Source organism: Domibacillus mangrovi, from assembly GCF_001906925.1.
Classification (GTDB): domain Bacteria; phylum Bacillota; class Bacilli; order Bacillales; family Domibacillaceae; genus Domibacillus; species Domibacillus mangrovi.
Window position 1 is genome coordinate 1 of sequence record NZ_MRWQ01000027.1, and the last position, 24,680, is coordinate 24,680.

16 protein-coding genes, 6 tRNA genes and 3 pseudogenes are annotated in these 24,680 nt (G+C 39.0%); 18 read left to right on the plus strand and 7 right to left on the minus strand.

All coding sequences use genetic code 11. From position 1 onward, the window contains the following. From BLL40_RS17670 to BLL40_RS17260, 6 genes and pseudogenes are all read left to right on the plus strand, one after another. On the plus strand, positions 1-413 hold a 413-nt coding region (locus BLL40_RS17670), incomplete at its 5' end, for a hypothetical protein (protein ID WP_216820194.1). A gap of 27 nt (positions 414-440) precedes the next feature. Then, positions 441-782, plus strand: coding sequence for a hypothetical protein (locus BLL40_RS16010; RefSeq protein WP_073712860.1), 342 nt, complete (start codon positions 441-443; stop codon positions 780-782). A 286-nt stretch (positions 783-1,068) separates the two neighbouring features. Continuing rightward, positions 1,069-2,074: pseudogene (locus tag BLL40_RS16015) on the plus strand (transposase). Between the two features lie 570 nt (positions 2,075-2,644). Continuing rightward, positions 2,645-3,051 (plus strand): annotated as a pseudogene (locus tag BLL40_RS16890) (recombinase family protein). A 322-nt stretch (positions 3,052-3,373) separates the two neighbouring features. Next, a complete protein-coding gene (locus tag BLL40_RS17485) occupies positions 3,374-3,514 on the plus strand; it encodes a hypothetical protein (protein ID WP_159434239.1) in 141 nt (46 codons plus the stop codon). A gap of 507 nt (positions 3,515-4,021) precedes the next feature. Further along, a pseudogene (locus tag BLL40_RS17260) lies at positions 4,022-4,106 on the plus strand (site-specific integrase); the annotation flags it as partial. Between the two features lie 374 nt (positions 4,107-4,480). Here BLL40_RS17260 and BLL40_RS16030 read toward each other — a convergent pair. Beyond that, on the minus strand, positions 4,481-4,738 hold the full coding sequence (locus BLL40_RS16030) for a hypothetical protein (RefSeq protein WP_073712862.1): 258 nt from the start codon (positions 4,736-4,738) through the stop codon (positions 4,481-4,483). Between the two features lie 479 nt (positions 4,739-5,217). Between BLL40_RS16030 and BLL40_RS16035 the strand changes: the two genes are divergently transcribed. The 12 genes from BLL40_RS16035 to BLL40_RS16100 all read left to right on the plus strand — a co-directional run bounded on the left by BLL40_RS16035 (position 5,218) and on the right by BLL40_RS16100 (position 22,943). Then, positions 5,218-5,412 carry a hypothetical protein gene (locus tag BLL40_RS16035; RefSeq protein WP_073712863.1) on the plus strand — a complete coding sequence of 65 codons (195 nt, stop codon included), beginning with the start codon at positions 5,218-5,220 and terminating at the stop codon, positions 5,410-5,412. A 755-nt stretch (positions 5,413-6,167) separates the two neighbouring features. Continuing rightward, positions 6,168-7,181 (plus strand): thiamine pyrophosphate-dependent dehydrogenase E1 component subunit alpha, encoded by a 1,014-nt coding sequence (locus BLL40_RS16045; RefSeq protein WP_073712865.1) that lies wholly within the window; start codon positions 6,168-6,170, stop codon positions 7,179-7,181. Between the two features lie 12 nt (positions 7,182-7,193). After that, the gene (locus BLL40_RS16050) at positions 7,194-8,177 is read left to right on the plus strand and encodes an alpha-ketoacid dehydrogenase subunit beta (RefSeq protein WP_073712866.1); all 984 of its coding nucleotides are present in this window, start codon (positions 7,194-7,196) and stop codon (positions 8,175-8,177) included. A gap of 37 nt (positions 8,178-8,214) precedes the next feature. Next, positions 8,215-9,471 carry a dihydrolipoamide acetyltransferase family protein gene (locus tag BLL40_RS16055; RefSeq protein ID WP_073712874.1) on the plus strand — a complete coding sequence of 419 codons (1,257 nt, stop codon included), beginning with the start codon at positions 8,215-8,217 and terminating at the stop codon, positions 9,469-9,471. A gap of 239 nt (positions 9,472-9,710) precedes the next feature. Continuing rightward, positions 9,711-10,823, plus strand: coding sequence for an acyl-CoA dehydrogenase (locus BLL40_RS16060; RefSeq protein ID WP_425429432.1), 1,113 nt, complete (start codon positions 9,711-9,713; stop codon positions 10,821-10,823). A gap of 30 nt (positions 10,824-10,853) precedes the next feature. After that, on the plus strand, positions 10,854-14,123 hold the full coding sequence (gene icmF, locus BLL40_RS16065) for a fused isobutyryl-CoA mutase/GTPase IcmF (protein WP_073712868.1): 3,270 nt from the start codon (positions 10,854-10,856) through the stop codon (positions 14,121-14,123). Positions 14,124-14,601: 478 nt separating this feature from the next. Beyond that, on the plus strand, positions 14,602-16,425 hold the full coding sequence (locus BLL40_RS16070) for an assimilatory sulfite reductase (NADPH) flavoprotein subunit (RefSeq protein WP_073712869.1): 1,824 nt from the start codon (positions 14,602-14,604) through the stop codon (positions 16,423-16,425). Between the two features lie 27 nt (positions 16,426-16,452). After that, a complete protein-coding gene (gene cysI / locus BLL40_RS16075) occupies positions 16,453-18,171 on the plus strand; it encodes an assimilatory sulfite reductase (NADPH) hemoprotein subunit (protein WP_073712870.1) in 1,719 nt (572 codons plus the stop codon). A 523-nt stretch (positions 18,172-18,694) separates the two neighbouring features. Further along, on the plus strand, positions 18,695-18,763 hold the full coding sequence (locus tag BLL40_RS18280; RefSeq protein WP_073712875.1) for a hypothetical protein: 69 nt from the start codon (positions 18,695-18,697) through the stop codon (positions 18,761-18,763). Positions 18,764-19,755: 992 nt separating this feature from the next. Continuing rightward, a complete protein-coding gene (locus BLL40_RS16090; protein WP_073712871.1) occupies positions 19,756-20,373 on the plus strand; it encodes a DUF47 domain-containing protein in 618 nt (205 codons plus the stop codon). A 13-nt stretch (positions 20,374-20,386) separates the two neighbouring features. Continuing rightward, positions 20,387-21,385 carry an inorganic phosphate transporter gene (locus tag BLL40_RS16095; RefSeq protein WP_073712872.1) on the plus strand — a complete coding sequence of 333 codons (999 nt, stop codon included), beginning with the start codon at positions 20,387-20,389 and terminating at the stop codon, positions 21,383-21,385. Positions 21,386-22,406: 1,021 nt separating this feature from the next. Further along, a complete protein-coding gene (locus BLL40_RS16100; RefSeq protein ID WP_073712873.1) occupies positions 22,407-22,943 on the plus strand; it encodes a MerR family transcriptional regulator in 537 nt (178 codons plus the stop codon). Positions 22,944-23,927: 984 nt separating this feature from the next. Here BLL40_RS16100 and BLL40_RS16105 read toward each other — a convergent pair. From BLL40_RS16105 to BLL40_RS16130, 6 genes are all read right to left on the minus strand, one after another. Next, a tRNA-Gln gene (locus BLL40_RS16105) sits at positions 23,928-24,002 on the minus strand. Positions 24,003-24,018: 16 nt separating this feature from the next. Further along, positions 24,019-24,094: transfer RNA gene (locus BLL40_RS16110), tRNA-His, on the minus strand. 19 nt (positions 24,095-24,113) lie between these two features. Next, positions 24,114-24,187 (minus strand) — tRNA-Trp (locus tag BLL40_RS16115). Between the two features lie 5 nt (positions 24,188-24,192). After that, positions 24,193-24,276, minus strand: a tRNA-Tyr gene (locus tag BLL40_RS16120). A 106-nt stretch (positions 24,277-24,382) separates the two neighbouring features. Continuing rightward, positions 24,383-24,456: transfer RNA gene (locus BLL40_RS16125), tRNA-Ile, on the minus strand. A gap of 19 nt (positions 24,457-24,475) precedes the next feature. After that, positions 24,476-24,549: transfer RNA gene (locus BLL40_RS16130), tRNA-Gly, on the minus strand. Positions 24,550-24,680: the final 131 nt, after the last annotated feature.

Sequence of the window (24,680 nt, forward strand, 5' to 3'; positions counted from 1 at the left end):
CCCCGCCGCACGCCCCCCCCCCGGCCGCCGCCGATGCTTCTGCTGATGCTGATGCTGACGCTGATGCTGATGCTGATGCCGACGCCGATGCCGATGCCGACGCTGATGCTGATGCCGACGCTGATGCCGATGCCGACGCTGATGCCGACGCTGACGCGAAAGCAAGCTCTGGGCACAATACCTTTAAAAACGGACACAATACCATCATCAACGTAACCGATAATAGTGCTGCATATATCGCTATGACTTTATCTACACTTATTATGATGGAAGGTTTAAAGGGAAACCATAAATCAGAAAATATGGAATCTCTAATCTCCCAGCTCACTAATACACTGAATGGATTGTTACAAGGAGATAACAGTAATCGTAAAGCTATCCTTGATGCTATTAAATCACTCAAAAAAGAGTGAAAAATAAAAATATTTGGAGGAGACTAAATGTCAAAAACAAATGTCTCACGCTGTACGATTCCTACGAAGAAAGATAATGATAACCTATATGTGAAAGTTAAAAATAAGAACCAAAAACTTAGTCGTCAATTCACCATGAATGTATACGGTAAAGATTCCTCAAAAAAAGAATTATTACCCGTTTATGTAGATGACCAACCTACACATATAGATACCCTGGAGCCTGGAACAGAGAAAGTCTATAGAATAGACGTGTCGAGTGTAGAGGGAAAAGTTACTTTTGAGATTATTCAAGAAAGAGGCGGTTCAGGTATTAAGGTTTCCAGAAACAGCAAAAATCCAACTTCAGTAGAATTACACATTAAATAAAAAACCATAAGATTTCGTAGCTGACGCCAAAAGGTTACTTTACGTATCCTTTTGGGTCAGCTTCTTTTGTTTTTTCGGTTCTGGTGCAAAGATAATGCTATAGGGAACAAGCCTCATGAATTCCTAGCAGAATCGTCTCTTATGGTACAAGCCAACATTTCACGGTAAATTACGTATTATCTGCGTTTTAACGGCGAGACCCCATGTTCATCAAGCTGCCTAATGGAATAACCTGTCTAATTTTTTGGGGTCACTTCAAATTGATGAGGAAGGATGGTGTTTTTTCATGAACGATGTTATTTCAGAGGAACCCATGCTTTTCGCACAAGAGCTACAACGCTTTTTATCACCTTCCATCTTAATAAGAAATCGCCAAAGAAGTAGACTTTGTGCAGCGATTTAGTAAGTATTAAGCAAATGAACTCATCGCTCTTTGTATTTAGCACCGTCAAGAAGTATTTACGGTACTTCTCACCCAAAAGCTCTGTTCAACCAATCACTTTCACCACATATGATTTCTGCTTTCAATCGTAACCGTATTTTAGATGCGACAGTATTTCAGCTGCCTGATGCCTATCAAGGGTCAAGTGGACATAGTAATACAACAGGCATGAAAATCCAGTTGGAGTATGATTTACTCAGTGGTCAATTTTTAAACGTGTAGCTTGGACTAAGGGAAATAACGATAAAACGTACGGTACCAAGCAATTTCAAAAGCTTCCTACGCATGTTATTGTGCATCGTTTAACGGATGATCAAACGCAAACCCGCCTGAAAAATCAAGCCGTGCGAGAGAAAAAGAAAAGCATTGTCATGAAGGACAAGAGTAAGCGTTTGATGGGTATGAATGTGTACATCACAAACACATCGCTAAAAGAAGTGCCAACTAACTACGTGCATTCCTTATATTCACTACATTGGCAAATTGAGATTTTGTTTAAAACGTGGAAGTCGTTCTTTGAAATTGATGAATGTAAAAACATCAAAAAAGAATACCTCGAGTGCCATTGATATGGGCAACTTATCGGCATTCTCCTCTGTTCTTCTATGATGTTTCAAATGCGACAGCTCCTGCTGGAAAAGAAGAGTAAGAGCTGATTGAATACAAGGCGATTTATAAAATCAAGGATTACTTTCCATTACTGTTTCAAGCGATGACTGGTGGGACAGAAGAACTCATCACTATTCTGTATCGACTTTATCAGCTACTCAAAAAGAACGGGCGTAAATGTCATAGATACAAGAAGATGACCGTCTTTGACATTCTTGGTGTTGTGTATGAAAAACGGTGAATTAAAACCGAGTGGCCTAGCGAAAAAAAAACGCTTTTTATGAGGTTTTTTGACATGCCTACTTTTTAATCACTCGCTAGTTTTAAAATAAGGTTCATTGCGTATCTAGCAATTTACGTTGTTAGCTTGATGGGCATGTGGTAAGCCACAAAAATATAAATATAGAAGATGTCATCTTTACTCGTGATGGTTAGCTTAAGTACATTTCTTCACAATCTTCTCAGTATATTTTAACATAAGTATCGAATTTACTTGTTGAGTGTTATTCAAGAATATGGCCCGATTACTGAATAAAATTAAATAATCACTCTTTAGCTTTCTGTTATTTTACTTCATAAATAAGGTTCCATAAACTGTTGCTAAAAACAAACTGTTGATAATTAAAAGACACTACTATTTGTTCCAAAACTCTCCCTTTTTTGAACACGCTTTTTTTAATTCAAAGGGGGGCACTTTTTATCATTTAAAACGTAACAAAACTCCGTTCATCATTCTATGTTCATTAACCAACTTTTTATTTATCTTATATTACATTGAAATCAAAGGAATAATGAGAAAAGAGTGATTTGTGTGTTAATTGGATCTGCACGTGTGTCGACAGGATTACAAAACTTGGATTTACAAATAGATGCGTTAACGTAACATGCAAAAGATTTGTCAAATTGTGAACAGCTTAAATGAATGAGGTGTTGGCTTTCATAATCTGCAAGAAAACCTAACAATGGACAAAAGCAATACAACGGGGCAATTGATGTTTCACTTGTTCGCAGCGTTTGCAGTATTTGAACGTAATCTGATCGAGGAACGCTCGATTGCAGGACGAGCAGCTGCAAAAGCAGGTGGGCGTTTAGGTCGGCGGACCAAAAGATATTGAAATGACGACAGCTTTAATTGAAAGTGGTACACCGATTAAAGATGTTACGGAAAAGTGGAGCGTGTCTCATACGACAATTTATCAGTATTTTAAAAAACAATAAATCGAAAAACCTCCTTCCTCCTTTAATAGCTCATTCAGGGGATTAGAACTCTCACCGACAGCTTAAAAATGGAGGATACTTATAGAGGGCTCTAAAGTTCCTATATACAGTAATACAGTTATATGTATAGTTGTAAATACAGTTAATATATCTATGTTCGTTATCATGCCATGAAGTAAATTATATTGGGCTATCCGTTTATTCTCGTTTATTTTATTTTTGTATCAGAATTAGACTTCAAACTAAATTCAATCATGCCCAGTCTTTTTTTATTTGTTTTTCATATATTGATGGAGATTGAATGAAAAGGAGTGATGATGCTTTGGATGAGAAGAAAAAACGTGACGAAGATGCTTTAGCTAAGAAGAAAAAACGTGACGAAGATGCTTTGGCTAAGAAGACAAAGCGCGACGAAGATGCTTTGGCTAAGAAGACAAAGCGTGATGATAGTGACAAAGGCTAATTTGTTAAATAAAAAGTGTCTTGATCCAATATTGGATCAAGACACTTTTTTTGTGCGCCCAGTATGGAGGCACAAAAAAAGGCAGGTTCATCAACAACAGATGAAGTCTACCTAAATTCAAAAAGATTTCATTCATAAATTATTTGAATGAGATTCTTAATACTCGAATCTGAAAGAAAAATTGGCTTTATGTTGCTAGTGAATATTTTTGTGTCAGAACCCTGAACCTCTATCTAATGAAACAATGTGTATTTGCTCAATTAGCCACATTTTAGTGTAACAAAAAAGAAAAAAGTTTTAAAAACTCAGCTTTAATTTGATGAATTCACTTGAACTAGCAGAGCCATCGTTTAAACAAATGCAATATAATGAATAGTATGGCAGTCAACCAAGGACAAAATAGTGTGGAGCCGATTCATGATTGAGGACAGATCCGAGCTATAAAAGAAGATCTGCTGCACCAGTCACACCAGGATTATTTTCTGTTTACGTTTAGTATCAATTCGGGCGTGTGGGATTGAAGGAGCGATTGGTACGCATACGATGCGAAAAACGTTTGGCTATCACTTTTTATCAGCAAACGAAGGACGTGGACATGTTGTAGCAAAATTTTTCTCTTTGTTTCATCTTCATAAAAAGGAAAGATGTTGCCTTTATGTACACCTGTTTTAATTTTACAAACCATTTAGGTAGCTTTTCTATGCCGATTGATTCTTTGAGCGCTATACAAGCGTGGTTTCCTACTTGTCCCTGACCAAGCAGAAAAACGTCCAAAATAAAAATTAAGCCCATCTCTAGATAGAAAAAGCCGTTTTTCCTTACGCTAAGGAATCGGCTTGAAATTTCATCTTAGAGATCGTAAATTCGTTGTTTACTTTAAATTTTCCTCACGTTAATACTTTTTTGATTCTCTGCTATCAGGCGTTCCATATCAGAACTCAGCTCAACATCGAAAAAGATATTCTTTCACATTCTCTCTTTACTAGCCTCATCAGCATAAGCTCGAATCAAATTTACATAAGTGGAAGGGCCTAGCAAGCCAATCAGCGTATCACGGTCTTCCATCCATTCTCGGAGAAGATGGGCAATCTCGCTCTCCTTTACCTCACCGGCAAGTAGCATCCGCTGGGTATTCGCTAGTACTTTTTCATACGTTTGAATTGCGCTGTAAACAAATTCGTCGGACATTCCTGTCATTTTTAAATATTTCTTATCCCTTTCCATCTGTGAGCACCTCTTTTTTGTAAAGTGAATAAAAAAATAAATTGCTCCATTAAGACCAAGACATTTTATCCTTTAGTATGGTAATGCCGTGTGTCTATAAGTCAGCGTAGTTTTCGAAGCATCTTAGTTAGATTATCGCCATAAATTAAGTAAAACTTACAGTTTAAGATGATATATGTCGGAATTTGATGATCGAAAATTCTTTATTTGTAAGCGCTTTCTGTTTATAATGATAGTGGGTTGGATGGCACGTGTGGCCGTCACGGTATTGAGCGTAGGCGGGGCTCATACTATTTTATTGGATAGATCGTGATGTTCTGATTTCTACTTCAATAGTATGTTTTGTATGTTCAGCTACTGGCGGGAAAAGTTCGTCCATCTTCACATGTTCTAATCGCTCGATAAAACATGTGAAGATGGATGAGCGATCAATAAATATTTGATAAGCATGGGGAATGTTTCCGAAAGGGGCGAAGAAAATGAATTTTAAAGATGGTTTCACTTGTTCTGCTTGTGGAAAGCAGATTTTAGAAAATGATTTAGTCGCTTGGACAGGGAATAACAATTTTGTGCATCTCATATGCGATACTATTCAAATAAGAGAAGGTGTAAAATTTATGGGGCGAGCAAAAAACCTGAAAGAACAAATAGCCTTACATGAGAATATTGCATAATTATAGAAACTCCCTTGAGGAGCTTTTTTTATTTTAGTGAAAAAAGTAAAAAAATCCTCGTTTTCTTTAACACTTTCCCAAAACCTAATAATGCAAGATGGGCAAAAAGCAATATATCGGTTATCAATACCTTTGTCATGGAATAAGTTGATAAAAAGAACATGTCAAATGATTGACATTCCAGTGCTGATTGTATTTAAAGATCATACAAGGGTGGAAGCAAAATAGGAGTTTAAAATCAATAAAAACTACCTTTAAAAAAGTTCCTATTCTAGAAAATATTAAAATGACCACAAGCTATTAAAGCTTAAACATACACTTTTTGTTTTTGCTCTAGTTCAATGAATAACTGAAAAAGACATTACTCTGGGTTGAAGGGACACGGCCTTTACTTCTCCTTGAAGCAGCTACAAAGAAGGAGAATTTCCATAATATGAATTAATATATGCAAATGAAAGCGTTTTCACAATGAGGCATTCTTGTTATTAGAATATTGGCGAGGGCTTTAAAAGCCAATGTACAGATAGAGAGAGTTTTCTGAATAGATTTTACCATTTAAGTTAAGGGAATTTCCATCTAAGCAATTGGAAAAGAATTTATCTATGGCGAACATGATGAATTTGTCAAACTTGTCGTCGATAAATAGACAAATGATGTACTAGGTATTCATATAATCATGGAAAGCACATCTCATGGTAAATGAACAAAACAATTCATTCATAAATCCTTACAATAAAAATGCGGGAGGTCTTAGTATGGGAGATTCAGGTACTAGTCAAATCGAAAATAAGCATAATAAATTAGGGCTTTCAGATGAGCAAGTTCTCAACATGTATCGAGATATGCTTTTGGTACGAAAAATTGATGAACGGACGTGGATTTTAAATCGATCTGGAAAGCTTCCTTTTGTACTTTCTTGTCAAGGACAGGAAGCAGCACAAATTGGAGCAGCCTATGCCCTCGATAAAAACAAAGACTACTTATGCCCCTATTACCGTGACGCGGGCGTTGTCATTGTCTTTGGAATGACGGCAAAGGATTTAATGCTTAATTCGTTTGCTAGAGCAGAAGATCCAAATAGCGGCGGTCGTCAAATGCCAGGGCATTTCGGTGGGAAAAAATACCGTATTTTATCGGGATCCAGTCCAGTAACGACCCAAGTTCCACATGCAGTTGGTCTGGCTCTGGCAGGAAGGTTAGAAGGAAAAGATCATGTAACTTTCGTTTCTTTTGGAGAAGGATCAAGCAATCAAGGGGACTTTCATGAAGGGGCCAATTTTGCCGGTGTCCACAAGCTTCCTGTTATCTTTTTCTGCGAAAACAATAAATATGCGATTTCAGTACCTTACTCAAAACAAGTTGCATGCAACAGTATTGCAGATCGCGCGATAGGCTATGGTTTCCCCGGTATCAGTATAGATGGAAGTGACGTTCTTGAAGTATATAAAGTGACAAAAGAGGCAGCCGATAGAGCAAGAAAAGGGGAAGGACCTACTTTGATTGAGGCTCGTTGCTTTCGTTATATGCCGCACTCCTCAGATGACGATGATCGGACATACCGACCAGAAGGAGAAGTGGCTGAAGAGAAGAAGCAAGATCCCATTCACCAATTCACTCATTACTTAAAAGAGGTTGGCGTGTTAAACGAAGAAAAAGAAAAAGAGATTCTCAAATGGGTAACTAAAGAAATCGATGAAGCGACTGAATATGCTGAAAACGCACCGTCTCCAGCACCAGAAGATACATTAAAGCACATATACGCAGAATAGGAGGCATAACCAATGACAATCATTTCTTACATTGAGGCCATCAATCAGGCCATGCGTGAAGAGATGGCACGTGACCATAAAGTCTTTGTACTAGGAGAAGATGTTGGATTAAAAGGAGGCGTCTTTAAGGCAACACAGGGTCTATATGAAGAGTTTGGAGAAGCACGAGTCATGGACACACCCCTTGCCGAATCAGCGATTGCCGGTGTAGCAATAGGCGCAGCAGCATATGGATTGAGGCCGATCGCTGAAATACAGTTTGCTGATTTTATTATGCCGGCTGTCAATCAAATTGTCAGTGAAGCCGCCAAAATGAGATACCGTTCGAACGGAGACTGGAACTGTCCGCTCGTAATTCGTGCTCCCTATGGTGGAGGCGTTCACGGAGGGCTTTATCATTCCCAATGCGTTGAAGCGATGTTTTGTAATATTCCAGGCTTAAAAGTGGTCGCACCGTCAACCCCCTATGATGCAAAAGGGTTATTGATATCAGCTATTCGTGATGAAGATCCTGTCTTGTTTTTTGAACATAAACGTTGTTACCGGTTTATTAAAGGAGAAGTACCAGACATAGAATACATTGTTCCAATCGGAAAGGCGGATGTGAAAAGAAAGGGCGAGGACATTACAGTCATTACGTACGGACTCACGTTGCACTTTGCTCTGCAAGCTGCCGAAAAATTAGAGAAAGACGGGTATAGTGCCCATATTTTAGATTTGCGAACCCTTTATCCACTAGATAAAGAGTCGATTGTGGAAGCGGCTCGCAAAACGGGCAAAGTTTTAATCGTTCATGAAGATAATAAAGAAGGAGGGATTGGCGGAGAAGTAGCTGGCATTATCGCAGAAGAGTGTTTATATGAGCTTGATGCGCCTTTGAAGCGACTTTGCGGTCCAGATGTCCCGGCCACACCTTATAACGGAGTAATGGAAAGATTCTTCATGTTGAATCCAGATAAAGTGTACAAAGCAATGGCAGAATTAGCCGCATTTTAAATCGATTGAGGTGGGGATCATAGTGGAGAAGTTAGTCATGCCCCAGCTTGGGGAAAGTGTAACGGAGGGTACTGTGTCCAAATGGTTAGTCAGTGTAGGAGATGTTATTAAAAAATATGAACCGGTTTGTGAAGTGACGACTGACAAAGTGACGGCAGAAGTGCCCTCCTCTTTTAATGGGACCATTTTGGAAATTGTGGCAGAAGAGGGCGTGACCATTCCGGTAGGCGGATTAATTTGTTACATTCTTTCTGAAGATGCAGGCAATACATTGAAGACAGCTGTACCTGACCCCGTCAAGCAAACTGAACATTTAAGTCATTTGGTTATTCCTATGGATGACAAACAACGCTATTCACCTGCTGTTTTAAGACTGGCACAAGAACATCACATAAACCTTTCTACTATTAATGGTACGGGAAATGGCGGACGTATTACTAGAAAAGACATTTTGCATGCAGTGACGATTAAAAAGCAAACAGCGGCACCGGCTGTTCTAGAACCCTCTACTACCCCATTTACAAAACAAACAGTTAATGAAAAGAAGAATCAAACAGGAAAAACACATATAGAAAAAGAACTCCAACAGTATAAAAAAGAAGACAAAAGGGTTCCAAATACAGCCATTCGAAAAGCAATTGCTAGTCGTATGGTAACAAGTAAACATGAAGCCCCACATGCATGGTTCACGATCGAATGCGATGTGACAAATCTGGTCCACTATCGTAATCAGATAAAGAACGAATTTAAGCAAAAAGAAAATATGACCCTTACCTACTTGCCTTTTTTTATTAAATCAGTAGTCGAATCCTTAAAAGAATTCCCCATTATCAATTCACAGTGGACCGATGAAGAAATTATCATCAAAAAAGCGATTAATATCTCAGTTGCCGTTGCAACAGATCATGCGCTGTATGTCCCTGTTATCAAAGATGCTGATCATAAAAGCATTTTTGGTCTTGCAAAAGAAGTCAATAAATTGGCGAAGAAGACGCGGGAAGGAAAGTTAACAGTCGAAGATATGTCTGAAGGTACGTTTACTGTTAATAATACAGGTTCTTTTGGCTCTATGTTATCTAATCCGATTATAAATCATCCACAAGCAGCTATCTTAAGCACTGAAGCGATTATAAAGCGTCCAATCGTTATCAACGACATGATCGCCATCCGGGATATGATGAACATTTGTCTTTCCTTTGATCATCGAATTATAGATGGATTGGTTTGCGGACGTTTTCTTCAAGCAGTTAAAAATAAAATCGAAGCTTACGGTTCTGAAACCACTATTTATTAACTACTCCGTGTCTTTTGTTTACTTTTATTCCATCGTAATGATAAAGAATTGTTTTTATCCTTTTTTGCTCTAATTAGATTAAAACTTAATCTAATTTTAAATTTTATATATCCTTATCAAACGTACAAGTGAAGCAGCGATTTTTAAAAATGATACTTAAATAAGGATCATAAGCGTCCATTTAACAAAATAAAAAGGTGGGGAAATACGTGGATTTTCAAGTAGCAGAAGAACACGAAATGATTCGAAAAATAGTGCGGGATTTTGCAAAAAAGGAAGTAGCACCAACAGTAGACGAACGGGATGAGGAAGAGCGCTTTGATATGGAGATTTTCCGTCAAATGGCCGAGCTTGGTTTAACAGGTATTCCGTGGCCTGAAGAGTATGGCGGTATTGGCAGTGACTATATTTCTTACTGTATAACGGTGGAAGAGTTATCCCGTGTGTGTGCCTCAACAGGTGTAACACTCTCTGCACATACTTCATTAGCAGGATGGCCTGTCTTCAAATTTGGAACAGAGGAGCAAAAACAAAAATATTTGAAAGCGATGGCACAAGGAGAAAAAATCGGTGCCTATGGATTAACTGAGCCTGGCTCAGGTTCAGATGCGGGCGGTATGAAAACAACCGCCCGATTAGACGGTGACGATTATATCTTAAATGGGTCCAAAATTTTTATTACAAACGGCGGTATTGCAGATACGTATATTGTTTTTGCTTTGACAGATCCCCCTTCTAAAAAGCATGGTATAACCGCTTTTATCATTGAAAAAGATTTTCCTGGCTTTTCTGTTGGTAAAAAAGAGAAGAAACTGGGTATTCGCTCCTCCCCAACGACAGAGATTCTATTTGAAGATTGCCGTGTCCCAAAAGAAAATATTTTAGGCAATGAAGGCGAAGGTTTCAAAATAGCTATGATGACACTTGATGGTGGACGAAACGGTATTGCGGCTCAAGCTGTTGGTATTGCCCAAGCTGCACTGGACACCGCTATCTGGTATGCAAAAGAACGGAAGCAATTCGGCAAGTCTATTGCCACAAATCAAGGTATTTCTTTTAAACTGGCTGATATGGCGACAGCAATTGAAGCTTCTCGACTTTTAACCTATCAGGCTGCGTGGCTGGAATCCAATGGTTTACCGTATGGAAAAGCGTCCGCCATGTCCAAACTATTGGCAGGTGATACGGCGATGAAAGTAACGACAGAAGCAGTTCAAATATTGGGCGGTTACGGTTATACAAAAGATTATCCAGTAGAGCGCTATATGCGCGATGCGAAGATCACGCAAATTTATGAAGGTACACAAGAAATCCAACGTTTGGTGATTGCAGGATACCTTATGAAGGACTGATAGAAGGATGAAGAGAGGGGGAGATGTCGTTTGAAAACACAAATTAAACGGCCAAAACATCATGTTCGCTTTGTAACAGCGACAGCCCTATTTGACGGCCATGATGCAGCCATCAATATTATGCGGCGAATTCTCCAGTCTTCAGGTGTGGAAGTGATTCATTTGGGTCATAACCGTTCCGTAGACGAAGTCGTGAATGCGGCTATTCAGGAAGATGTACAAGGGATTGCCGTAAGCACTTATCAAGGTGGTCACATAGAATATTTAAAATATATGTATGATTTGCTTCTGGAAAAAGGAGCTGGTCACATTAAAATATTTGCAGGAGGGGGAGGCGTCATTGTACCGGCCGAGATCAAGCAATTGATGGAATACGGCATTGCTAAAATCTTTTCACCAGATGACGGCCGGGAACTTGGGATGCAAGGCATGATCAACCATATGATTCGGGAAACCGATTATCCAACGCCGAAACATATGGATCAAGGGATGGCTCAGTTGCAAGAAAAACATTGGGGTTCAATCGCAAAATTAATCACGATTGCTGAAGAAAATCAAGTGATGAATAAAATGAAGAGTTCCATTTCTTTAAAAGAAAGGCTGACAGAAGTTCCGAATGTGCCCGTCTTAGGGATAACAGGAACTGGAGGATCAGGAAAAAGTTCCTTAACCGATGAATTAGTGAGACGCTATCTTAGGCAATTTCCAAATCGCTCGATTGCCATTATCTGTGTGGATCCTTCTAAGATGAAAACAGGAGGGGCATTACTTGGAGACCGTATTCGAATGAATTCGATTAACAATCCACGTGTTTACATGCGAAGCCTGGCAACCCGGGGATCAAACACAGAACTAAGTTATGCTACAAAGGAAGCCATCGACGTAGTCAAAACAGCTGGCTATGATTTTGTTATTATTGAAACAAGTGGAATCGGACAAGGGTCTTCCGGCATTGTTGATCTATGTGATGTGTCCATGTATGTAATGACAAGCGAATTTGGTGCCTCTACGCAGCTTGAAAAAATCGATATGATTGATTTTGCTGATCTAATTGTCATCAACAAATTTGAACGCCGCGGATCTGAAGATGCGCTGCGTGATGTACGTAAGCAATTTCAGAGAAGCCGTCAGTTATTTGAACTTCCGGATGTGGATTTGCCGGTATTCGGAACCATTGCTAGCCAGTTTAATGACCCGGGAACTGACATACTCTTTGTCAATTTAATGAAGATGATAGAGAAAAAAACCAATAGCAGTTGGCCAACAAACTATAACACTGAAGTTAAAAAAGTAAGAAAGCAAAACTTTATTATCCCACCTGCCAGAGCAGCTTACTTAGGTGAAATTGTCCAATCGGTTTATCAGTATCATAAATTTATAGAAGAACAAGTGGATCTGATCCGCAAACGATTTCATTTGCAAGAAACAAAAGCAATTATACAGAAAGACAATGAACAAATAATATCTAAGGCAGAAACCCAAGTCTTTGTGGACAAGCTAGATGACATAATTGCTGATTATGAAGATAAGATTCATCCAGAATGCAAAAGAATGGTAGACGAATGGCCGAAAATCAGCAAACTTTATCAACAGGATCAATTTGTTACGAAAATTCGTGAGAAAGAAATTGTCACGGAATTATATACAAAATCACTATCTGGAAATAAAATTCCACGTATCAGTATTCCGAAGTTTGAAGATCCTGGGGAAATTCTCCGCTGGCTGATGAAAGAAAACCTACCCGGAACTTTTCCATACACAGCCGGTGTGTTTCCATTTAAACGCACGAATGAAGACCCAAAACGTCAGTTTGCCGGGGAAGGGACACCCGATCGAACTAATCGACGCTTCCATTATCTCTGTGAAAATGATGAGGCAAAACGATTATCTACCGCCTTTGACAGTGTCACACTATATGGTCAAGATCCGGATTATCGACCTGATATTTATGGAAAGATTGGAAATAGCGGCGTAAATATATGCACAGTGGATGATATGAAAAAGCTCTATAAAGGATTTGATCTTTGCCATCCATCTACGAGTGTATCTATGACGATAAATGGACCAGCACCTATTATATTAGCCATGTTCATGAATGTGGCTATTGATCAGCAAGTTGAGAAGTTTACAGAGAGGAATCGAAGACAGCCATACGAAAAAGAATTTGAGCAGATCAAGGAGTGGACGCTACAAACTGTGCGCGGCACCGTGCAAGCGGATATTCTAAAAGAAGACCAAGGCCAGAATACTTGTATCTTTTCTACAGAGTTTGCGCTCAAATTGATGGGAGATATTCAGCAATATTTCATTGATCATAAAATACGCAACTATTATTCTGTCAGTATTAGCGGGTATCACATCGCGGAAGCAGGAGCAAATCCGATTTCTCAATTGGCTTTTACGCTCGCAAATGGCTTCACCTTTGTGGAGTATTACTTAAGTCGCGGAATGAATATTGATAATTTTGCACCGAATCTTTCTTTCTTTTTCAGTAATGGGTTAGATCCTGAATACACAGTCATGGGGCGTGTCGCACGTCGAATTTGGTCCACGGTTATTAAAAATAAATACGGTGGAAATGAACGCAGTCAAAAGCTTAAATATCATATCCAAACATCAGGTCGTTCCCTTCATGCACAAGAAATGGATTTCAATGATATTCGTACGACATTACAAGCATTGATTGCAATTAATGACAACTGTAACTCTCTGCATACGAACGCCTATGATGAAGCCATCACAACACCGACAGAAAATTCCGTACGCCGGGCCATGGCCATTCAAATGATTATCAATAAAGAGTTGGGAATCGTGAAGAATGAAAACCCGCTACAGGGGGCTTTTATTATTGATGAATTGACCGATCTTGTCGAAGAAGCGGTATTAGCTGAATTTATGCGTATCCATGATCGTGGGGGCGTACTTGGTGCGATGGAAACACAATATCAACGCGGAAGAATCCAAGAAGAATCGCTTTATTATGAACATAAAAAACATTCCGGAGAATTGCCAATTATCGGAGTCAATACTTTCATCAATCCAAATACCAATGATAATGCATACGAGGTTGAATTAGCTCGTTCAACAGAAGAAGAAAAACAAACCCAGATACGCCATCTACATGATTTCTTATCTCGAAATGAAGAAGAAGCACCAAAAGCGCTGAATCGCTTAAAACAAGTAGCTCTACAAAATGGAAATATTTTTGAAGAACTAATGGATTGTGTAAAAGTAGCATCCCTTGGTCAAATCACAGCAGCTCTATATGAAGTGGGCGGACAATATCGACGGAATATGTAACTTAAAATCTTGCATTAAGATATTAAACGAGAATTAAGTATAAGCTTTTCATAATAAATAGGGGGGCCTAGTCAGTTATCGCTGACTTTTAGGACCCCTTTTTATAGTGAAGTTCTTCTTGGATAACTGATCTGACATCTTGAATGGAGGGCAATGAAAGAGCAAATCAGTTCAATAAGGAAATCGACAGTCCTTTTAACAAATGCGAATAAATAAAAGATTACGATTTAACGAGGGATTTCCCAACGTATGTGAATAGTTTCACTGACATTGGTATCTCATAAAAAAAGAACCAAATCATAAGTATTAACTAATGATTTATATAAATAAAACCAACTTGACTTATAGGAATAATACAGCTACGATAAAATTAATCATTTTTTACATGGAGAAGTGAATGGCATGAATTGTTGAAGCCAGTCAATTATAAATAAAATGACGTACGATAAGTTTATATTCTTTTGTGAGGTGGATATCATTGCAACTTCAGGTAATAAACAGTCCTTTTAATCAGGAGCAGGCAGAGCTCCTTAACCGCCTTCTGCCGACCTTGACAGAATCACAAAAATTCTGGCTGAGCGGTTATCTGGCTGCATCCCATTCTACTTCTATTTCGGGAACAATGGAAGCACCAGCGACAGAATTTCCTGCTGGGAGTGCTGGGCAAACAAGCTCAAAAGAAGTGACTATTCTTTACGGATCACAGACAGGCAACGCGCAAGGACTTGCGAATAATGCAAGCAAGACACTTGAAGGGCGCGGTTTTCAAGTAACTGTCTCGTCCATGAGTGATTTTAAACCTAATAATTTGAAGAAAGTACAAAACCTTCTTATTGTCGTGAGTACACATGGAGAAGGCGATCCACCGGATAATGCACTTTCGTTCCATGAATTTCTCCATGGCAGACGGGCGCCAAAACTGGATGATCTTCGCTTTTCTGTTTTGTCACTTGGCGATAGTTCATATGAATTCTTCTGCGAGACAGGAAAACAATTTGACAAACGTATTGAAGAGCTTGGCGGCGAACGTATTGTACCACGTGTCGACTGTGACCTCGACTTCGATGAACCTGCAGCTGAATGGATTGAAAGTGTCCTAAACAATTTAAGTGAAGTACAGGCAGTGGGAAGCGCGGTTGCTCCAGCTTCGGTAGCAGCAACTGCCCGCGAAACGGTTTATTCAAGAACAAATCCGTTCCACGCAGAAGTACTCGAGAACTTGAATTTAAACGGACGCGGATCAAATAAAGAAACGCGCCACCTTGAAATTTCCCTTGAAGGCTCAGGTCTTACTTATCAGCCTGGCGATGCACTTGGCATTTACCCACAAAACGATCCGGAACTTGTCAACGAGCTTATTCTAGCGTTGAATTCGAATCCGGATGAAACAGTAACCATTAATAAACAAGGTGATATTCGTTCATTACGGGAAGCATTTACATCGCATTATGAAATTACTATTTTAACAAAACCATTTTTGGAAAAAATCGCTCAGTTAACGAGTATCGATGAACTACATGAATTAATCGGTGGAGGCAATGAAGAAAAACTCAAAGAATATATTGAAGGACGCGATTTGCTTGATGTTATTAAAGACTTCGGTCCGTTTGACGTATCGTCGCAGGAGTTTGTCGATCTTTTGCGCAAAATGCCGGCACGTCTTTACTCAATCGCGAGCAGCTTAGATGCAAATCCAGATGAAGTCCATGTGACAATCGGCGCGGTCCGCTATACTACACACGGACGCGACCGGAATGGTGTCTGTTCTATTCTATGTTCAGAGCGTCTTGAGCCTGGAGACACATTGCCAATTTATATTCAGCATAACCAAAACTTCAAACTGCCAGAAAATCCGAACACGCCGATTATTATGGTTGGACCGGGCACAGGCATTGCACCGTTCCGTTCCTTTATGCAAGAACGTGAAGAAATCGGCACAAAAGGAAAATCATGGTTATTCTTTGGCGATCAGCATTTTGTAACGGATTTCTTATATCAAACGGAATGGCAAAAATGGTTGAAAGACGGCGTACTGACTAAAATGGATGTCGCTTTCTCACGCGATACAGACGAAAAAGTATACGTTCAGCACCGTATGCTTGAGCACAGCAAAGAATTGTTCGAATGGCTTGAACAAGGAGCATCTCTCTATGTCTGTGGCGATGAGAAAAATATGGCGCATGACGTGCAAAACACTTTGATCGATATTATTGAAAAAGAAGGCAATATGAATCGTGAAAAAGCAGAAGCGTATGTTGCTAATATGCAACAGCAAAAACGTTACCAGCGTGATGTATACTGATTTTGGATTGAGAGGAGTTTTTTCAACATGGTGAATCAACTATTAAAAGCGCCGGATGGTCTTCCAAGTGATGTTGAGGACATTAAAGAAAAAAGTAACTATTTGCGCGGCACACTGAAAGAAGTGATGCTGGATCCGATCAGCGCTGGAATTCCAGATGATGACAATCGTCTGATGAAACATCACGGCAGCTATTTGCAAGATGACCGGGACCTCCGCAACGAGCGTCAAAAACAAAAATTGGAACCCGCGTATCAGTTCATGCTGCGTGTCCGTATGCCGGGCGGTGTGGCACAGCCTGCTCAATGGCTTGTCATGGACGATCTTGCCCAAAAATACGGCAATGGCACCTTAAAATTGACAACGCGTCAGACGTTTCAAATGCATGGTATTTTAAAATGGAATATGAAAAAAACGATTCAGGAGATCCATGAGTCTATGCTGGATACGATTGCGGCGTGTGGCGATGTGAATCGGAACGTTATGTGCATCTCGAATCCAGATGAATCGGAAATCCATTCCGAAGTGTATGAATGGTCTAAAAGATTGAGTGATTATCTATTACCACGCACAAGAGCGTATCATGAAATTTGGCTGGATGAAGAAAAAGTAGTTGGCACACCGGAAGTAGAAGAAGTTGAACCAATGTATGGACCGCTTTACTTGCCGCGTAAGTTTAAGATCGGTATCGCCGTTCCGCCATCGAATGACATTGATGTCTTTTCACAGGATCTTGGCTTTATTGCGGTTGTAGAAGATGGCAAACTTGTTGGTTTTAATGTGGCAATTGGCGGCGGCATGGGCATGTCACACGGTGATACAACGACATATCCGCAACTCGCCAAAGTAATCGGTTTTTGTACGCCGGACCAAATTCTTGATGTAGCGGAAAAAGTCATTACAATTCAGCGCGATTATGGAAATCGTTCCGTCCGTAAAAATGCTCGGTTCAAGTACACAGTTGACCGCCTCGGGCTAGAAACGGTCAAGGCTGAACTGGAAAACCGCCTTGGCTGGAGCCTGAATGAAGCGAAACCATATCATTTCGACAATAACGGCGACCGCTATGGCTGGGTAAAAGGCATTCAAGGAAAATGGCATTTTACATTGTTTGTCGAAGGAGGCCGCATTGCGGATATTGATGATTACAAGCTGATGACTGGTTTGCGCGAAATCGCTAAAATCCATACTGGGGATATCCGTCTGACGGCCAATCAAAATCTGATCATTGCCAATGTATCAAGTCAGAAAAAGAAACAAATTAGCGAACTGATCGAACAGTATGGTTTGACGGATGGCAAGCATTACACAGCACTCCGCCGCAGCTCGCTTGCGTGCGTAGCTCTCCCGACATGCGGACTGGCGATGGCGGAAGCAGAACGCTATTTGCCGGTTTTACTTGATAAGATCGATGCCATTGTCGATGAAAACGGCCTGCGGAACGAAGAAATTACAATCCGTATGACAGGATGCCCGAATGGGTGTGCTCGGCATGCACTTGGAGAAATCGGCTTTATTGGCAAGGCGCCTGGCAAATACAATATGTATCTCGGTGCAGCCTTTGACGGCAGCCGCTTAAGCAAAATGTACCGCGAAAACATCGGTGAAGAAGAAATTTTGAACGAACTGCGTATGCTTCTTCCACGCTATGCAAAAGAACGGCAGGAAGGCGAACACTTCGGTGACTTTGTTATCCGCATCGGCATCGTCAAAGCAACGACAGATGGCACGAATTTTCATGTTTAAATTAAAGAAAGCTTAAAAACTTACTATCACCCTCAAATTATTAAACGTTATAATTTGAAAAGCATATAGTACAAATGACTGCTAAGGAATCGAACCATCGCAGTTGAATTAGAAAAGGCAGGGGGCCGTCAAGGTACCCTGCTTTTTCATATAGTCGAAATATTGACTCAAATCCATTCGTACGTTTAAAATGAGCATGAGTACATAATTCATTAAAGGGAGATTGTTGCTTACGATGGATCTGAATTAGGTAAAAAAGCATTGGCAAGCGCCATAAATCTAGCAAAACAAGATAATTAAATGGAGTAACGGTTGTAGACAATCCTGTAACGTCCATTTATTATAGTGCAGCTGATGCAACGCATGAAGCTAATCTCAAAGTGGCGAAGGAAATGATGATTGAAGTAGCACAAGAATTAAAATCGGTCCCAAACGAGACGGATACCCTGCTCAGGGGATTTTAGATTTTGCACAACAATCTGTTTATCCTAATGGGCAACCGGGACTAAGTGGATTAAAGGAGATATTCCTAGGCAGTGTTAGCCATCTTGTAGTCCAAAAAGTCACATGCCAAGTATTTATTGTTAAATAAATTTAAAAAACGGAATTGTTCTACTTAAAAATAAAAAAGTAATTAACTTTTTTGACCTGTTCAATTCAAAAGGGACTGTCTTAAAAGTCAATGAAATTTGAGTAGAGACAGCCTCAACTATTATAATATAAATTTATCTTCTAAATCATCAAACCCCAGATCGCTATCTTTTCTTATTTCGAACGTCGATCCATCATGAGAAAACACACTGACTTCATAATTATTACCACCGAAAGTTCCTTTTACATCGTAGATAAATCCAATATAGTGATCTCCTTCTACTCTTTCTCAATAAAATGAGCATCTTTATAACCATATCTCCCATTCAACAAATCATTTTTCATTTCTTCCACTGAATACATTTAATCATTCCTTTCTTTTTGAAATTCTTTACTATGGTTGAAAGTTCATTTTCACTTTAATTTAGTTTGTCCAATGACAGTTCTATGTTCGCTTGTTTTTGTACATTTTTTACAAAGGATTATTTACCGAGATGATACTATTTGTATTGTCGTACACAATTAACATTCAATCAAAGGTAATATAAACGGAAACATTGCCAATGAAAGCAAGAAACATAGCCCTTTTTCTCCTCTCAAAACCACAACTAATAAAATCACTTTTATTTAGAAGGTGCAAAGGAGGACTCTAGATCAATGATCATTAACACAGCTCTTTTACTTATCAGACGGATTTAATAAAAAATGACTAAAATACGTCTTTATTGGGGAAGTTCATTAGTAAAACAAGCATTCTTAATCACTTTTCTATAATAAGTATGATTAATCCATAAAGCTGATTAGTTTTTTATATTTTTAAAGTATCTCCCGATCATCAAAGTAAAAAAGATGAAAATTGGAAATTATTTATTTTATCCATTGATTAAGTTATCAAGATAGTCTCAATCTCAACTATCACAAAAAACTATTTTTTTCGACATTCTTCGGGTAAAATAGACTGGTTATACGTATAAAAAACAGGGGGCCTTTTAGATGTTTAAACATAAAAAAGATAAATTTTCTGTTCTACTTGAATCTATTTCTTTAAATTTAAAAGAAGGAGCTTATTATTTCGCAGACTATAAACTGAAAAATGCCAGTGATTTAAAAATCTTTTCAGAAGAAATGAAAAGATTTGAAACTCAAGGTGATGAATATATTCATCAAACCATTAAAGAATTAAATAACTCATTTATTACGCCGATTGAGCGGGAAGATATTTTAGCGTTGGCGATGAGTATGGATGATGTATTAGATGGGATGGAAGAAACAGCAGCCATTTTTGAAATGTATTCTGTCGTCCAAGCAGATGAATATATGCTGAAATTTGTTGATGCAATTCGATCATGCTCAGATGAAATTGTAAAGGCAATTGAATTGTTGTCCACCAAAAAACTACCCAATATTCGCGCACATGCGATTAAAATTAAAGATTATGAAACCATTTGTGACGGAGTCTTACGCCAGTCCATTAAACATATTTTCACGATTGAAAAAGATCCGATCCGTCTAATTAAAATTAAAGAGATTTATGAGAACCTTGAAGATATTGCAGATTCCTGCCAAAACGTTGCAAATACCCTAGAAACCATTATTATGAAAAATGCGTAAGGGGTATTAAACAATGGATACTTTATTTATAATCACTATTCTTATTGTTTTTTTCGCCCTTGCTTTCGATTTCATCAATGGCTTTCATGACACAGCAAATGCGATTGCAACAGCCGTTTCAACAAAAGCACTCACGCCACGCCGTGCCATTATTCTTGCTGCGGTTATGAACTTCGTCGGCGCATTGACATTTACAGGTGTGGCGAAAACGATCACGAAAGACATTGTCGATCCCTTTATGCTTGAAAATGGATCGATTGTCATCTTGGCCGCTTTACTTGCTGCAATTTTTTGGAACTTACTAACATGGTACTACGGCATTCCAAGCAGTTCATCGCACGCCCTTATCGGATCAATTGCCGGCGCTGCCATTGCATCTGCGGGATTTCAAGAACTCAATTACAATGGCTTTTTCAAAATTTTACAGGCATTGATTCTTTCTCCTCTACTTGCCTTTGCAATTGGATTTATTGTGTATACCCTGTTCAAAATTATTTTCAAAAACAATAATTTATCGAAAACGAATCGAAGTTTTCGCGCATTTCAAATTTTCACAGCAGCCTTACAATCATATACTCATGGAACAAATGATGCACAGAAAGCAATGGGTATTATAACAATGGCGCTTATCGCGAATAATTACCAGCAAACCACGGATATCCAGTTATGGGTACAAGTATCCTGTGCGCTGGCCATGGGACTTGGAACATCAATCGGTGGGTGGAAAATTATCAAAACAGTCGGCGGTAAAATTATGAAAATCCGTCCAGTTAACGGTGTAGCAGCTGATTTATCATCAGCTCTGATTATTTTCACAGCTACACTGATTCATTTGCCGGTCAGTACAACCCATATAATCTCTTCTTCTATTCTTGGAGTCGGTACTTCACACCGTGTAAAAGGTGTGAAATGGGATACGGCAAAGCGCATGCTTATCACATGGGTAATTACACTTCCTATTTCTGCGGCGGTTGCAGCAATGTTTTACTATATTTTAATGCTATTCTTTTAAGAAGCTGTCTCATAGGCCTCTTTAAAATGACAAAAACATTCGTATGAAAACTGGTTGAATAGCGAGAACGTACTAATAATAATCAATGTACTAAGCCAATATTTTGATCCTTATAAGGAAATTGATCAAGAAACCACCAACTTTATGTTGCCAAATGACCATTTGAACTACCCCACTTAGCTAACGCTTGAAGTGGGGATTCCTGCGAACACTAGTATATTCATCCGTTATCTTAAGGATCACTCCGTAGTCCCTACGGTTAGAAGTTACTTGTACGTTAACTCGCCACGCTCCCTACTTTCGCTTGGTTTTCGCCACTTCGGTAAGCGTGGGACGATAGAACGTTGAAGATTTTACATTGTAGACGAATTCCTTACAACAACACAACAACCTTATATCTTCCGTTTTCAAAGAGCCGTCTGTACAAGTGCATGATAGTCAATATTTTGACTATCGCCAATCGACATTCATCTCCCACCTAATCATCGGGCTACACCCTTCACGTTCCTTGGGTAAGGAGTGTTCTGTCGGAAAAAGATAAAAAGGAATTTATTTTGCAACGGTCCACAGGATGACCTCACATTCGAGTTTATTGTATCTTCTTAATTTGGGAATAAGCATCAGTCATTGCTCAATTCAGTGGCCTTTTTTATTCTGTATATATAATTGTAGAACTAAAATGGGACGATTTGTATATATAATAATGAAGAAAGACTCTTAGTTTTGGGTGTCGTAATATTTATTTAATTTATGAAACTCCTAAAAGCCGGTATCTATTCACCGATGACTTAGGTGTTTTATTTGTTTGAAAACGAATTTTGTACGTTTCTAAAAAGAAAAAATGCAACAATATTCGTCAAAGGACATTCCTTTAGGCACACCGAACTTTACACATAAGCGCAAAACCTGCTCGATAACTTGAACCAAACAGATCATACACCTTTGAAGAGCGTTGTATTAGGTTTCTTTATCAGACTCAGTCGGTGAAAGTGAAACTTATCTTGAAAGGATGATTAAAAACATGAACCAAACAGAAGATCAACGTACTGAAACCCTTGATGATTTACGCTTAACTGTCAAAGAAGCCGCAAAACATATTCAGGAAAGTCCTGGTGTCGTTCGTAATTGGATGAGAGAATTAAAAGCTCATATTCCCACCATACAAGGCGAAAATGGCTATCACTACTTTGATCAACTGGCATTAGAAAAGTTAATGTTGATCCGTCAGTTAAACCGGGATCAAAATTATTCGATTAAACAAATTGATTATTACTTTTCCAATGGCGAGACACTAGTCAAGCCAGAACCAGTCCATGTAGTCTCTAACGACATTCGTGAGGATTTAAAAACAATTGTAGACCGTATGGAACTACAACAGCAATTCAATCAGGCATTGGTTACGAAGCTAGACGAACAGCAACAATACATCAAAGATTCTCTCATTAAACGGGATCAAATGTTGCTTGAATCACTTAAAGCATCACAAGAAGCTCGAAAAGCTGAAGTGAATAATAGAAAAAAAGGGTTTTTGGGGCGTATATTTCAGATGAGTGAATAAGCCGATATGGTGATGATATAAAAAACTAGGATGAACATACACATCTTTGAAACTCAACACACCAAACTTTTCACATAAGCGTAGAATCTTTTGATGGAGCATTTTAATGTTTTTCATCTTAAAAGTTTGTTTAATAGATAAGGAGCCTGCTAATAAGATTAATTAAAAGCAGGCTCCTTTATATCGTTTTCTCCTTATTTTAAAATGAATGGCGAAGTAATCGTACCTATTGAAGGTCCTGCAGATAAACTTAAAGCCATTAAATCGCTCAGGGAACAACATGAAAAAGAGCGATGGTCGGTGATGATATCAACAAATCTACTGTTCTTGCAAGTACTACAGTTAAGATCACGTCATACATCTTAGAAGGAGCTCCATATCAGCTTTTATGAAATATCTAAACATTGAAAGTTATCCTGGCGAAAAGTTATATGACCGTCCAAGTGATCAATTTTTATTATAGTATATTTTTGCTTTACAAAACCAACCCTTCAGAAAAGGAAATAAACAGCCAAAATTCGATAGAGAAACTAGTTTAAAAATTGAACTGTAAAGGTAGATGAAAACCTTGATAAGATACGCTTAACAGTCAAAAAAGCTATTAAATCAGGACCAAAATCATTTGATTAAACAAATGTGGTATCACTTTGCCACTAGAGAGATACAGATCGAATCTCGATTTATACATAAAGTCGCTTATGACAATTTGTTAAGAAAACTTGACTAATAAATAACTTAGGCTATGTATGAAGATTATATAATTGGATTGTCTAGTAGTAGCTATGTAGAATATTTGAGGTAGGATACCGAGCAAGGGCTATATGTGAACATTTTGATAACCTTGCTTATTATGTTTCTCGGCGAAGTGAAGGTATTTAAATGGCATTTTAAGACCTTGGCTCTATCCCTTGATTTGCTATTTCAAATTCAAACCCACTGCCTTGAACTATTGGGATTAGAACCTTGAACTAATTACGCTTGAAATGGCTGGGCTAGCTGGATTCGAACCAGCGCGTGACGGAGTCAAAGTCCGTTGCCTTACCGCTTGGCTATAGCCCAATAAAAATTAAATGTATGGGGCGATCGAGGGGAATCGAACCCCCGAATGTCGGAGCCACAATCCGATGCGTTAACCACTTCGCCACGACCGCCATGATATTGTTCAATAATTGGCAGGGGCAGTAGGAATCGAACCCACACTGGAGGTTTTGGAGACCTCTGTTCTACCGTTAAACTATGCCCCTATAGATGGTGGAGGGGGGCAGATTCGAACTGCCGAACCCGAAGGAGCGGATTTACAGTCCGCCGCGTTTAGCCACTTCGCTACCCCTCCTTGTAAAGGACTGCTAGGAAAAACACTGGTTTTGATTAGAAAACTTAGCCTACAAAGTCTTATTCGGCTGCTTTATTATTCATCACTGATTTATTAAAAGAAAAAATGGGCCTGAATGGACTCGAACCATCGACCTCACGCTTATCAGGCGTGCGCTCTAACCAGCTGAGCTACAGGCCCATTATATAATATTTATAGATGGAGCGGGTGATGGGAATCGAACCCACGACATCAGCTTGGAAGGCTGAGGTTTTACCATTAAACTACACCCGCTAAAAGATAAAAAAACCAGACAAGGTGTCTGATCAGAATCGAACCTACAACCCAATTAACTGCTTTGCCATAACTACGCTATGATTAAAATGGTGGCTCAGGACGGAATCGAACCGCCGACACAAGGATTT